This is a genomic window from Pseudoxanthomonas sp. LjRoot143 (genome assembly GCF_964252945.1).
GTDB lineage: Bacteria > Pseudomonadota > Gammaproteobacteria > Xanthomonadales > Xanthomonadaceae > Pseudoxanthomonas_A.
Map to the genome: position 1 here is coordinate 4,188,176 of NZ_CAXUPM020000001.1, position 13,246 is coordinate 4,201,421.

Consider the following 13,246-nt stretch of genomic DNA (forward strand, 5'->3'; position numbering starts at 1 on the left):
GCCGTGTCCGCATCCCCTGCGTCCGTGAAGCGTCCCAAGCCCGTCGTGCTGCTGATCCTGGATGGCTGGGGGCATCGCGAAGATCCCACGGACAATGCACTCGCGCAGGCCGAGCTGCCGAACTGGCGCCGCCTGCTGGCCACCGCGCCGCACACGCTGATCCACACCGAAGGCCGTCACGTGGGCCTGCCGGACGGGCAGATGGGCAATTCGGAAGTGGGCCACATGAATCTGGGCGCCGGCCGCATCGTCTATCAGGACCTGACCCGCATCGATGCCGCCATCGAAGACGGCAGCTTCTACACCAATGCCGAGCTCGTCGCGGCCTGCGAGGCCGCGAAGGTCGGTGGCAAGACCCTGCATGTCTTCGGCCTGCTGTCGCCGGGCGGCGTGCACAGCCATGAACTGCACATCTTCGCGATGCTCGAACTGGCCAAGCGCCAGGGCGTGCCGCGCGTCGCGGTACACGCCTTCCTCGATGGCCGCGACACGCCGCCGAAGTCGGCCGAGCCCAGCCTGCGCGCGTTGCAGGACCTGTGCACGACGCTCGGCAATGCGCACATCGCCTCGGTCAGCGGCCGCTACTACGCGATGGATCGCGACAAGCGCTGGGATCGCGTGCAGCTGGCGTGGGATGCGATCGTCGAGGCGAAGAGCGAGTACCGCGCCGCGACCGGCGTGGCCGCGCTGGAGGATGCGTATGCGCGCGGCGAGAACGACGAGTTCGTGCTGCCGATGGTGATCGACGGTGCGCAGGCGATGGCCGATGGCGACGCGGTGGTGTTCATGAACTTCCGCGCCGACCGCGCACGCCAGCTGAGTGCGGCCTTCGTGTCGCCGGCGTTCGACGGCTTCGAACGGCGCGTGCCGGCGCTGGCGCGCTACGTCTGCCTGACCGAATACGACGCCAAGCTGCCGGCGCCGGTGGCGTTCGGGCCGGACGACCTGCGCGAGACCTTCGGCGAACTGCTGGCCGAGCACGGCCTGACCCAGCTGCGCATCGCCGAGACGGAAAAATACGCGCACGTGACGTTCTTCTTCAGCGGCGGCCGCGAGGACGTGTTCGACGGCGAGGAGCGCATCCTGATCCCCAGTCCGAAGGTCGCCACCTACGACCTGCAGCCGGAAATGAGCTGTCCGGAGCTGACCGAGAAGCTGGTCGAGGCGATCGGCGCGGGCCGTTTCGACGCGATCGTCTGCAACATCGCCAATCCCGACATGGTCGGCCACAGTGGCGACCTGCAGGCCGCCATCCTCGCCGCACAGGCGGTGGACAAGGCGGTCGGCGCGGTCGACGCGGCGGTGCGTAAGGCGGGCGGCGCGATGATCATCACCGCCGACCACGGCAACCTGGAAATGATGCGCGACCCCGCCACCGGCCAGCCGCACACCGCGCACACGGTCGGGCCGGTGCCGCTGGTGCTGGTGCAGCCGGAAGGCGCGCCGGCGGTCACGCTGCGCAGCGGTGGTGCGTTGCGCGATGTCGCGCCGACGCTGCTGCAACTGCTGGGTCTGCCGCAGCCGGCCGACATGAGCGGCCGCAGCCTGATCGACGCCTGATGCCGCACCGCACGCGCGCTGCAGTCGTCGCGATCCTGCTGGCCGGCCTGTCGGTCGTCGCGACCTCGACCGCGCAGACGTCGCGCGAGACCGAGCGCAAGCTGGAGCGCGTGCGCAGCGAGTTGAAGTCGATCGGGCAGGAACGGCGCAAGCTGGAAAGCGAGCGCGGTGCCGCGTCGCGCCAGCTGCGCGATGCGGACGAACAGGTCGGCCGCACCGCGCGGTCGCTGTCCGACACCGAAGCGGCGTTGCGCCGCGAAGCCGCGGCGCTGGACGAGCTGCAGCGCAAGCGCGACACGATGCAGGGCCAGCAGGCGGCGCAGCGCAAGCAGCTGACGGCGCTGGTGCGCTCGGCCTACCAGCGCGGCGACGATGCGCCGCTGAAGGTGCTGCTGTCGCAGGACCGCGTGGCGGATGCCAACCGCCTGCTGGCCTACCACCGCTACGTGCAGCGCGACCAGGCACGGCGCATCGAATCCCTCAACACCGAACTGGCGGCGCTGGACCAGGTGGAGCGCGATATCGTCGCCCGCCAGGCCGAGCTGGATACGGCGCGGGCGCGACAGCGCGGCCAGGTCGCGCAACTGGAGAAGGATCGCAAGGCGCGCGCGAGCCTGATGGCCGACCTCGATCAGCGTTACCAGGACCGTGCGGCGAAGGAGAAGGCGCTCGGCCAGGACGCGCGTTCGCTCGAGACGCTGCTGAAGAACCTGCGTGCGGCTGCGGCACGCGCCGAGGCCGAACGTCGGGCCGCGGCGCGACGCGAAGCCGCCGCCGCGGCGGCCGCGCAGAAGCGCGAAGGCAACCCACCGTCCGCGCGCACGCCACGCGCGTCGACGCCGCGGCCCGCTGTCGCTTCCGCGCCGCCGCTGAAGGTCGGCGGACTGGGCTGGCCGGTCTCGGGCAACCTGCTGGCGCGCTACGGCGGTCGTCTGCCGGACGGACGCGCCAGCACCGGCGTACTGATCGGCGCACCATCGGGAACGCCGGTCACCGCGGTGGCCGACGGCACGGTGGTGTTCTCGGAATGGATGACCGGCTACGGCCTGATCCTGATCCTCGACCACGGCAACGGCTACATGAGCCTGTATGCGCACAACGACAGCCTGCTGAAGGACAGTGGCGACCGGGTGAAGCGCGGCGATGCGGTCGCGCGCGTCGGCACGTCGGGCGGACAGGGCCAGGCGGCGCTGTACTTCGAACTGCGCCGCAATGGCCAGCCGGTGGACCCGTCCTCATGGCTGCAGCGGCGATGAACGGCGCCGCCGGTCCTAACCCGGCTTGAACATCTGGCGTTCGGGGCTTCGCGCATAATCCGGTGAACTTCGCGCATGCGTGCGAAGTCTCATCCGAGCACCCTCTGGAGCGTCCGCATGCCATCGCGTTTCTCCCTCGCCATCCTGACCGTCGCCCTGCTCGCCGCGCTGCCGGCCTGGGCGCAGCAGCAGGCGCCGGTGCCGGTGCCGGAGGCGCCAGCGGTGGTCGCGCCCAGCGATGATCCCGATGCCGCCGAGAACGCGCCGAAGGTGCCGCTGGAGGAGATCCGCCGCTACGTGGCCGTGTTCAATGCGGTCAAGGAAGCATACGTCGAACCGGTCGAGGACAAGAAACTGATGCAGTCGGCGATCCGCGGCCTGCTGCTCGACCTCGACCCGCACAGCACCTACTTCGACAAGGCCGATTCCGAAGCCTTCGACGAGCAGGCCAACGGCGCCTACGAAGGCATCGGCGTCGAGCTGATGCAGCAGCCCGACCGTACGTTGCTGGTCGTATCGCCGATCGACGACACGCCCGCGGCGAAGGCCGGCATCAAGTCCGGCGACCTCATCACCGCGATCGACGGCAAGCCGATCAGCGCCGAAGACGGCATGGAGCCGCTGCGCGGCGTGCCGGGCAGCAAGATCGTGCTGACCATCGTGCGCGACGGCACGCCGAAGCCGTTCGACGTGTCCCTGACCCGCGAAACCATCCGCGTGAACAGCGTGGCCAGCCGCATGCTCGAGCCGGGCTACGGCTACGTGCGGATCAAGGCCTTCCAGACCGACACCGCCGCCGAGTTCCAGCGGCAGATCGACAGGCTGCAGCAGGGCGGCAAGCTGCGCGGCCTGGTGCTGGACCTGCGCAGCAACCCGGGTGGCCTGCTGCTGGCCGCGGTGCAGGTGGCCGACGATCTGCTCGACAAGGGCAACATCGTCAGCACGCGCGGCCGCATGTCGATCAGCGACTCCAAGTTCGACGCCACGCCGGGTGATCGCCTCAATGGCGCGCCGGTGGTGGTGCTGGTCGATGCCGGTTCCGCCAGCGCGTCGGAAGTGCTGGCCGGCGCGCTGCGCGACAACAGCCGTGCGCGTGTAGTCGGCAGCCGCACCTTCGGCAAGGGCTCGGTGCAGACCGTGCTGCCGCTGGACAACGGCGACTCGGTCAAACTGACCACGGCGCGCTATTACACGCCCAGCGGCAAGTCGATCCAGGCCAGCGGCATCGTGCCGGACGTGCTGGTGAAGCCTGAGACGGGCGGCAAGCCGGGCTCGGTGGTCGAGCAGGACGGCCAGCTCTACATCACCGAAGCGACGCTGCCGGGCCATCTGCGCGGTGACGAGGAAGGTGCCGCGGGCTACGCGCCCGGCGACGTGCTGGACGGCGATGCGCCGATCACTGCGGCGCTGGTGGAACTGAAGAAGGTGGTGGCGACGGCGCGGGCATCGTCGGACAAGCAGCTGCGCTGAGCCTCCGGTTTCAAGCTCTGTTCGAGTTGCTCTGGGCGGCGCGGAGTTGGGATATCCAGAGCAGGCTCTGCTTGGACACTCTCCATTTTCCTGAGATCAACTCCAGGTCGAACAGGGTGCACGAAGCTGCCAGGTGATCGGCGTAACTCGTGCCTTCGATCTCCGCTGCAGTGTCCCCGTAGCGCTTGAATCCGGAGAGGCTGTAGGCGATCTCCCGCGGACCGTCCTGCGTCCGGACGGCGGGATGACAGCGGGATGCAGGAAGAACGCGACGATGGCGCTCTGCAAGTGCGTCGATCACCGCCTTCGACGCATCCTTGTCGTGGATGCTCAGGCATCCGATGGCGGTGAACTCCACGGTCGACGGCGGAATCAGCGCAGAGAAAACCTCGATCGCAGCCTGGTCCGGGACGACGACACTCGCAACGTCCGAGATTTCCTCTCGCTTACTAGAGCAACCAGCTGCCGCGATTAGTACCGCTGAAGACGCCAACAAGCTTCGCGCTCGATGTCGCATGCGGTGTCCTAGCGCGGTTTGGCCGGCATCGGGAACGGTGTCACCACTTTCTCGCCGGTCGTCGCATCGCGGATGGCGGACTGTCCTTTCCGCTCCACTTCTTCCACGCGGATGATGCTCTGCATCGGCAGGTGCAGCACCCTCGTGCCGCCGAACTCGTCGCGCAGGCGCTCTTCGGTGGGATCGACGACCAGGCCCTCGTGCACGTCGAACACCAGGTCGCTGACTTCGGTGAACCCCCACAGGCCGCTGGCGGCGACGCTGCGTGCGTACAGCTCGTAGACCTTGGTGTGGTTGTGGAACGTGATCTTGTAGAGCGTGTTCTTCATGCCGCGATTATAGGTCTGGTGGCTGGCGACGGATCAGTAGCCCTGCCGCTTGCGCATGCGCCGCGCGATCGCCGCACGCACGAACAGCGCGAACACGACGCCGAACAGGAAGCCGGCGATGTGCGCCCACCATGCCACCGCACCGAAGGTCGGTCCGGTATAGGCGAACACCACCTGTAGCAGCGCCCAGATGCCGATCAACAGCGAGGCGGGCGCCTTCACGAACTCCAGGAACAGTCCCAGCGGCAGCACCACGCCGAGCTTCGCGGTGGGGAACAGCGCCAGGTAGGCGCCGATGACCGCGGAGATGGCGCCACTGGCGCCGATGATGACGCGGTCCGGCGTGCCGATGCTCAGCACGGCGGCGACATTGGCGACGGCGCCGCCGACCAGGAACAGCAACAGGAACCGCCACGGCCCCATCGCCCGTTCCGAGGGCAGGCCGAAGATGAGCAGGAACACCAGGTTGCCGAGCAGGTGGGCCCAGTCCGCATGCAGGAACAGCGCGGTGAACAATCTCAGCACTGTGCCGCTCTGCAGCGAGGCCAGCCAGACCTCCGGCGCCACCATGCCGCCGGTCAGCGCCCCCCACCGGGTCAGCAGGTGACCCTGGGCCGCATCCCCCAGGGTCAGCGCCCAGCAGAAGGCCGCCGACAGCAGCACCAGAAGAAGGGGCGTGGCCCAGCGGACGTGGGGTTTCCGGCGGGAAGGGAGCGAGACGAACATGCGGCCGCACTGTACCGGGTCACCGGCTGGCTGCCCATGGCGCGTCGCGACGAACCTGAACAGGGGCAATGACTTACGGTGGATTGTTAGAGTTTGGTTAGCAGGTATACTGCATACGGCGTCGTATGTCGGGAGGGGCTTCCGGCAGGCCGAACGGGTGGACAACACACCCGCGGCCCTGAACGGCGCAGGTGCTCTTTACCCACGTCTCCGGAGACATTCCATGGATTTTGCTAAGAACCTCACGCGCATTTCGGCGCTGGCCCTCGGCATCGCCGGCGTCCTCGCCTATGGCGACGTCCACGCGGCCGCCTTCCAGCTGAAGGAAAACAGCGTCAAGGCCCAGGGCCGCGCGATGGCCGGCTCGGCTTCGGCCAAGGGCGACGCCTCGGTGGTGGTCAACAACCCCGCCCTGATGTCCACCTTCACCGACAAGACCTTCCAGGCCGACGTCACCGCGATCGATCTGTCGTTCGAATTCACCGGTGGCGGCACCGCCGCGGCCGGCAGCGCCCTGCAGCAGCCGCTGCGTGGCGGTGACGGCGGAGACGCAGGCGACATCGCCGCCGTGCCGGCCATGTCCTTCATCCTGCCGCTGAGCGACCAGTTCGAATACGTGACCCTGGGCGCCATGATCAGCGCGCCGTTCGGCCTGAAGACCGACTACGAGTCCGACTGGGTGGGCCGTTACCACGCGCTGGAGTCCGACGTGAAGATCGTCGACCTGACGCTGGCCGCCTCGATCGAGCTGTCCGACCGCGCCTCGGTGGGCTTCGGCGTGATCTACGAACACGCCGACGTGACCCTGACCAACGCCGTCGACTTCGGCGCCGGCATCTGCCGCGTGGCCGCGACGCTGTGCATCACGCCCAACCCGGTCGCCGCTCCGTTCGGCCCGCAGAAGAACGACGGCGTGGCCAGCATCTCCGGTACCGACAACAGCTTCGGCTGGCTGGCCGGCATCAGCCTGCGCCCGACCGACAAGCTGTCGCTGGGCTACTCCTACCGCTCCGAGATCGACCACGAGCTGCGCGGCGACGCGACCTTCGACGTGCCGGCCAACGTGCGCGGCGTGCTGGGCAGCGCGGTGTACCTGCCGACTGACGGCGGCGGCGCCAAGCTGACCACCCCGGCCACCCACACCTTCAGCGCCACCTACCAGGCCACCGAGCGCTTCGCGATCATGGCCGAAGGCGTGCACACCGGTTGGGATTCGCTGAAGGAAATCCGCATCGAGTTCGACAACCCGCTGCAGGCCGACGCGGTGGAGAACTACGACTGGCACGACAGCTGGTTCTATTCGCTGGGCGGCGAGTTCGCGCTCAACGACAAGTTCACCCTGCGTGCCGGTATCGCGCGCGACGAGTCCCCGGTGGCGCGTGCGCACCGTACCCCGCGCATGCCCGACGAAGACCGCAACTGGTACTCGCTGGGCCTGAGCTGGAACGTCAGCGACAACCTGGAGCTCAACGCCAGCTACGTGCGCCTGGAACTGGCCGACAAGCCGGAGATCGACCTGCTGTCGTCCAGCGGCTCGCGCCTGGTTGGTCAGTACGACGGTGGCGCCAACCTGTTCGGCGTGTCGATGCAGTACAAGTTCTGATCGCACCGCGAACCGGAACGACGAAAAACCCCGCCCAGGCGGGGTTTTTCTTTGCGTGTTCATGTGGATGCGGCTTCAGCCCCCGCAATTCCGGGCGCAAGGCATCGGGGTCCTTCCTGCGGCGTGGATCAATACGGCAGGCCGGCGACCGGTAGTTCGATCGACCACAGGCTCTTCGCGCCGGTGAGGAACAGCGTGCGCCGGTCCTTGCCGCCGAACGCGGCGTTGGTGATGTTGGCGTCCACCTTGATCGTCGCCAGTACGTCGCCCGCCGGCGAGAACACACGCACGCGGCGTTCGCCGTGCTCGGTGACGTAGACGTTGCCCAGGCAGTCCACCGTCAGCCCATCGCCACCGCCGATGCGGGCGAGGTCGCGCCCCGGGTCCGGCACGCCGTCCTTCACGGCATAGGTGCGTAGTACGTCGCCGTCGTCCGTGCCGCCGGCGACGTACAACGTCTCGCCATCCGGCGACAGGGCGATGCCGTTGGGGTTGCGCAGGCTGTCGTCCACAACGGTCGTCTCGCCGTCACGATGGCGATAGACGCGCGTACGCGGTTGGCCGCCGGGAGCGGCCTTGCGCTGGTAGTCGGGATCGGTGAAGTAGAGCGTGCCGTCGGCGGCCATCACCAGGTCGTTCGGCGAATTGAACGGCGCGCCTTCGAATGTGGAGACGAGCCCCGTGCGCGTGCCGTCGGCCAAATCCACGCGCGCCACCTGCTTGCGGTCGTGCGTGGCGGCGATGAGATTCCCGTCGAGGTCCAGTGCCAGGCCATTGCTGCCGCTGTCTTCGACCACGGTTTCCCAACGGTCCGGGGGTGCGAAGCGGCGGATGCGCGAAGGGAATGTCCCGCTGTGGACGAAGTCCGACAGGTACAGCGCACCGTCCTTCCACACGGCACCTTCGTACAGCCGATCCTGGTCGTCGTCGACCTTGGCCACGGTCACGCGCGCGGCCGTCAGCTCGCCCGAGGGCGCGTGGCCCGGATCGGCGGGGCAGACGGTGCGGTGCGCCGATGCGTCGGCAAGCGGTGCGGCAGCACACAGGACCAGGGCGAGGACGAGGCGATGGCGACGCGGCATGGCGATCTCGGGGTCAGGCGGGATGCCAGCGTACCTCGATCCGGTTGCGGCCCTTGTGCTTGGCGGCGTACAGCGCCTCGTCGGCGAGCCGCATCAGCGTGTCGTAAGGCGCATCGCGCTCGGCGGTGAAGGAGATGCCGAGGCTGACGGTGACGCGGAAGTCATGGCCGCTCGGCGCGAATTCCAGCGCCATCACCTGCTGGCGGATGCGTTCCGCCAGCGCGTGTGCCGTGTCCGGCGGCGTGTCGCGCATCACCAGCATGAACTCCTCGCCGCCCAGGCGCGCGAACAGGTCCCCGCTGCGGATGCAGCCGTGCACCACGTCGGAGAAGCGTTGCAGCACCAGGTCGCCGGCTTCGTGGCCGTGATCGTCGTTGACCGCCTTGAAGTGGTCCAGGTCGAGCGCGATCACCGCAAGTCCGTGTTCGGACGCGGTCCATCCGTCGAGGGACTGCAATTCGTTGTCCAGCCCGCGCCGGTTGAGTGCACCCGTGAGCGGATCGAACAGCGCGCCGCGACGCAGCGGTTCCGCGGCGCGGAAGCTGGCCAGCATCAGCATGCAGAAATTGAGCATGAACCAGATCGAGAGGTCCAGGTTCACCCACATCGGGTTGGGGCCGTAGCGGCCGGTCATCGCCGCCAGCAGGTCGCCGGCATAGAGCCACAGCAGCACCGCGCAGCCGACGATCATCAGCCGCGCAGGCACGTGGTCCGGCGCGCTGCGCAGCGCGAACAGGTGGCGCAGCATCACCAGCAGCACGATCACCTCGGTGGCGCTCATCGCCGCGCCCTGGGCGTCGACACCGCCGCCGCTCACCACGCCGGCCAGCGAGAACGCCAGGCATAGCGGCAGCAGCGCGCGTTCCCACCATGCCAGCGTGCGCTGCTGAACGAACTGGATAATCGACCAGGCCAGGCCGACCAGGCCGGCGCATGCCAACAGGCCGCCGGCACCGGCGATGCCGTCTGCCAGTGTCTCGTTTCCTGCGCGCTCCAGCGTCTGGGCGGTGCCATCCAGCATTGCCGCGCCCAGCGAATACAGGAAGTGCGCCACGCCCCAGGTGGCGATGCCGCGCACGCCACGCGACACCTTGCCCACGTAGAAGAACAGCGCCAGCAGCACGGCGGCCAACGCGCAGTCGCTGAGCAGCAGGTTGTAGAAATCGGTGGTCATGCGTCTTGGGGGCCTCGCTGGCGGGGCAACTTCCTGTCGATGCCAGAACGCAGGATACGGCGCAATCCGGCAGTGGCACGGTGTCGATGCTCGCGCACGTGAGGCGGAAGTTCAGCGACGGCGACCGCGCATTCTGCAGGATCGGCAGACACGACCGGCAACGTCAGTGCCGTGGGTCATGGTCAAGAAAAAGCCCCGCACGAGGCGGGGCTTCGCATCACATCACGATATGGTTGCCCGTTGCGTCATTCGCCCAGCGTCAGCAGCGAGGCGTTTCCGCCGGCCGCCGTGGTGTTGACGGTGACCGTCTTCTCGGTGGCGAAGCGCGGCAGGTAGTGCGGACCGCCGGCCTTGGGGCCGGTGCCGGACAGGCCCTGGCCACCGAACGGCTGCACGCCGACCACGGCGCCGATCTGGTTGCGGTTGACGTAGACGTTGCCGACCTTCACCCGCGCCGCGATGCGGTCGATGGTCTCGTCGATGCGCGAATGCACGCCCAGCGTCAGTCCATAGCCGGTGGCGTTGATCTGGTCGATCACCTTGTCCAGGTCGTCGGCCTTCCAGCGCACGACGTGCAGCGCCGGCCCGAAGATTTCCTTCTGCAACTGGTCAAGCGATTTCAGTTCCCACGCACGCGGCGCGAAGAACGTGCCGTGCGCGGTGTCGTCGCCTGCGTTCGCCTGCTTGATCAGGCGCGCTTCCTTGGCCATGCGCACGGCGTGGTCGTCGAGGATCTTCAGCGCGTCGGCGTCGATGACCGGGCCAACGTCGGTCGAGAGCAGGCCGGGGTCGCCGATCTTCAGTTCGTCCATCGCGCCGGCGAGCATCGTCATTACCTTGTCGGCGATGTCGTCCTGCACGAACAGCACGCGCGCGGCCGAGCAACGCTGGCCGGCGGAGGTGAAGGCGGAGCCCATCGCATCCTTCACCAGCTGCTCCGGCAGCGCGGAGGAGTCGGCGATGAAGGCGTTCTGGCCGCCCGTTTCGGCGATCAGCGTGGCGATCGGACCGGCCTCGCGGCCGGCGAGCGCGCGGTTGATCGCGCGGGCGGTCTCGGTGGAACCGGTGAAGGCCACGCCGGCGACACGCGGATCCTTCGTCAGCGCGGCGCCGACGGTGGCACCGTCGCCGGGCAGGAACTGCAGGACGGCTTCGGGAATGCCGGCTTCATGCAGCAGCTTCACCGCGGCGTGGCCGATCAGGTTGGTCTGCTCGGCGGGCTTGGCGATCACGCTGTTGCCCGCGGCGAGTGCGGCGCTGACCTGGCCCAGGAAGATCGCCAGCGGGAAGTTCCACGGGCTGATGCAGACGAACACGCCCCGGCCCTGCAGCTGCAGCTGGTTGGATTCGCCGGTCGGGCCCGGCAGGTGTTCCGGCGCACCGAACTGCGTGCGCGCCTGCGCGGCGTAGTAGCGCAGGAAATCGACCGCCTCGCGCACTTCGGCGACGCCGTCGGGGATGGTCTTGCCGGCTTCCTTCACGCACAGCGCGATGTAGTCGGGCAGGCGTTGCTCCAGCAGGTTCGCTGCGTGTTCGAGGATCGCGGCGCGGCTGGCGGCCGGCGTGCGGTCCCACGCCGGCTGCGCGGCGACGGCGTTCGCCAGTGCCTTCTCGACGGCGCCGCTGTCGGCCGGCTGCCATTCGCCGACGGTCTGGCGACGGTCGGCGGGATTGGTCACCGGCAGCGCCGCGCTGGACACGACCGCGCCCGGCACCAGCGGCGCGGCGCGCCACGGCTTCACCGCCGCATTGATGCGCTCGGCCAGGGCGCGCAGGTCGTTGTCGTTGGCGAGGTTGGCGCCCATGGAGTTGTTCCTGTCAGAAGAGGCGATGGGAGCCGGCTGGCTCCGGAAAAGATCGACCGGCAGCGGGATGCGCGGGTGCGGAATGGATTCGAATTCGGACACCGTCTGCACCGGGTCGCGCACCAGGTCCTCGATGGCGACGTTCTCGTCGGTGATGCGGTTGACGAAGCTGCTGTTGGCGCCGTTCTCGAGCAGGCGGCGCACCAGGTACGGCAGCAGGTCCTCGTGCGAGCCGACCGGCGCATACACGCGGCACGGCGTGTCCAGGCGGTGCTTCGGCACCACTTCGGCGTACAGGTCGTCGCCCATGCCGTGCAGCTTCTGGTGCTCGTACGGGCGGCCGGCGGCGATGAAGCGGATCGCGGCGATGGTCTGCGCGTTGTGGGTGGCGAACATCGGGTACAGCGCATCGCCGTGGTCGAGCATGCGGCGCGCGTTGGCGAGGTACGACACGTCGGTGTTCGGCTTGCGGGTGAAGACCGGATAGCCCGGATGGCCGTCGATCTGCGCCCGCTTGATCTCGGCGTCCCAGTACGCGCCCTTCACCAGGCGCACCGGCATGCGGCGCCCGACGCGGCGGGCCAGGTCGGCGAGGAAGTCGATCACGTACGGCGTGCGCTTCTGGTACGCCTGCACGGCCAGGCCATAGCCTTCCCAGCCGGCCAGCGAAGGATCGGAGAAGGTGGCCTCGATCAGGTCCAGCGACAGTTCAAGACGATCGGCCTCTTCGGCGTCGATGGTGAAGCCGATGGCATAGGACTTGGCCAGCTGGGCCAGTTCGAGGATGGCGGGGGCCAGATCCTTCATCACGCGGGCGCGCTTGGCGTGCTCGTAGCGCGGATGCAGGGCGGACAACTTGATCGAGATGCTGGGGGCAGCGAGCACGTCGGCGAACGGGCCGGTACGGCCGATCGCATGGATCGCCTGGCGGTAGGCCTCCAGGTAGCGCGCGGCGTCCTTCGTGGTCAGCGCGCCCTCGCCCAGCATGTCGAACGAGTAGCGGTACTCGGCGTTGTCGCCCTTGCGGCTGCGCGCCAGCGCTTCGTCGATGGTGCGGCCCATGACGAACTGGTGGCCCATGATGCGCATCGCCTGGCGCACGGCCAGGCGGATCACCGGCTCGCCCACGCGGCCGACCAGGCGCTTGAAGGCGCCGGTCACGTCAGCCTTGGTCAGGTCGTTCAGGTTGACCAGCTTGCCGGTCAGCATCAGGCCCCAGGTGGAGGCGTTGACCAGCACCGAGTCGCTCTGGCCCAGGTGCTTTTCCCAGTCCGCATCGCCCAGCTTGTCGCGGATCAGCTTGTCGGCGGTCTCCTGGTCCGGAATGCGCAGCAGGGCCTCGGCCACGCACATCAGCAGGACGCCTTCCTCGCTGCCCAGGTCGTACTGCCGCATGAAGGCCTCGATGGCGCCCTGGTCCTGCGCGCGGGCGCGGACCCGCTTCACCAGGTCCACGGCCAACTTCTGCGCCTGCATCTGCGCCTCGGCCGGCAGGCGGGCCTGCTCGAGCAGTTCGCGGACGTGGTCCGTCTCGTCGCGCAGCCAGGCGGCCGTGATGGCAGCCCGTAGGGCCGGCGGCGGGGCGGGGAGTTCGGGGGACACGATGACGCCAGCCGGCGTAGCGGCGGGCGAGGGGACGGGCGAAGGGGTCGACATGACGGCAGGGCAGTCCAAAGGCAGTCCATTAGTTTAGGGCCGGGCGGGCAGCCCGGATATGCCTATCG

At 68.6% G+C, this 13,246-nt stretch carries 9 protein-coding genes and 1 pseudogene; 4 read left to right on the plus strand and 6 right to left on the minus strand.

The genetic code is table 11. The features are described from left to right. Nucleotides 1-24: 24 nt before the first annotated feature. The 3 genes and pseudogenes from gpmI to ACSQ1W_RS20130 form a co-directional block, all read left to right on the plus strand. Nucleotides 25-1,560, plus strand: coding sequence for a 2,3-bisphosphoglycerate-independent phosphoglycerate mutase (gene gpmI, locus ACSQ1W_RS20120; RefSeq protein WP_436045763.1), 1,536 nt, complete (start codon nt 25-27; stop codon nt 1,558-1,560). Next, nucleotides 1,560-2,816 carry a murein hydrolase activator EnvC family protein gene (locus ACSQ1W_RS20125; protein WP_436045765.1) on the plus strand — a complete coding sequence of 419 codons (1,257 nt, stop codon included), beginning with the start codon at nt 1,560-1,562 and terminating at the stop codon, nt 2,814-2,816. The genes gpmI and ACSQ1W_RS20125 overlap by 1 nt, the downstream gene beginning before the upstream one ends. Nucleotides 2,817-2,933: 117 nt before the next feature. Continuing rightward, nucleotides 2,934-4,283 (plus strand): annotated as a pseudogene (locus ACSQ1W_RS20130) (S41 family peptidase); the annotation flags it as partial. 13 nt (nt 4,284-4,296) lie between these two features. On the opposite strand, the gene ACSQ1W_RS20135 reads toward ACSQ1W_RS20130, so the two are convergent. From ACSQ1W_RS20135 to ACSQ1W_RS20145, 3 genes are all read right to left on the minus strand, one after another. Further along, nucleotides 4,297-4,644: a hypothetical protein gene (locus ACSQ1W_RS20135; protein ID WP_436045767.1), complete on the minus strand. Its 348-nt coding sequence runs from the start codon at nt 4,642-4,644 to the stop codon at nt 4,297-4,299. A gap of 167 nt (nt 4,645-4,811) precedes the next feature. Further along, a complete protein-coding gene (locus ACSQ1W_RS20140; RefSeq protein ID WP_436045768.1) occupies nt 4,812-5,132 on the minus strand; it encodes a DUF1820 family protein in 321 nt (106 codons plus the stop codon). Nucleotides 5,133-5,165: 33 nt separating this feature from the next. Then, nucleotides 5,166-5,858, minus strand: coding sequence for a rhomboid family intramembrane serine protease (locus tag ACSQ1W_RS20145; protein ID WP_192274259.1), 693 nt, complete (start codon nt 5,856-5,858; stop codon nt 5,166-5,168). 223 nt (nt 5,859-6,081) lie between these two features. Between ACSQ1W_RS20145 and ACSQ1W_RS20150 the strand changes: the two genes are divergently transcribed. Further along, nucleotides 6,082-7,461: an OmpP1/FadL family transporter gene (locus ACSQ1W_RS20150; protein WP_192274260.1), complete on the plus strand. Its 1,380-nt coding sequence runs from the start codon at nt 6,082-6,084 to the stop codon at nt 7,459-7,461. A gap of 128 nt (nt 7,462-7,589) precedes the next feature. Here the strand turns inward: ACSQ1W_RS20150 and ACSQ1W_RS20155 are convergent, their stop codons facing one another. The 3 genes from ACSQ1W_RS20155 to putA all read right to left on the minus strand — a co-directional run bounded on the left by ACSQ1W_RS20155 (nt 7,590) and on the right by putA (nt 13,178). Continuing rightward, nucleotides 7,590-8,543 carry an SMP-30/gluconolactonase/LRE family protein gene (locus ACSQ1W_RS20155; protein WP_436045770.1) on the minus strand — a complete coding sequence of 318 codons (954 nt, stop codon included), beginning with the start codon at nt 8,541-8,543 and terminating at the stop codon, nt 7,590-7,592. A 13-nt stretch (nt 8,544-8,556) separates the two neighbouring features. Continuing rightward, nucleotides 8,557-9,717, minus strand: a complete 1,161-nt coding sequence (locus tag ACSQ1W_RS20160) for a GGDEF domain-containing protein (protein ID WP_436045771.1) — start codon at nt 9,715-9,717, stop codon at nt 8,557-8,559. 245 nt (nt 9,718-9,962) lie between these two features. Further along, entirely contained in the window at nt 9,963-13,178 is a 3,216-nt protein-coding gene (gene putA, locus ACSQ1W_RS20165) for a bifunctional proline dehydrogenase/L-glutamate gamma-semialdehyde dehydrogenase PutA (protein ID WP_436045772.1), read from the minus strand. Between the last annotated feature and the right edge of the window lie 68 nt (nt 13,179-13,246).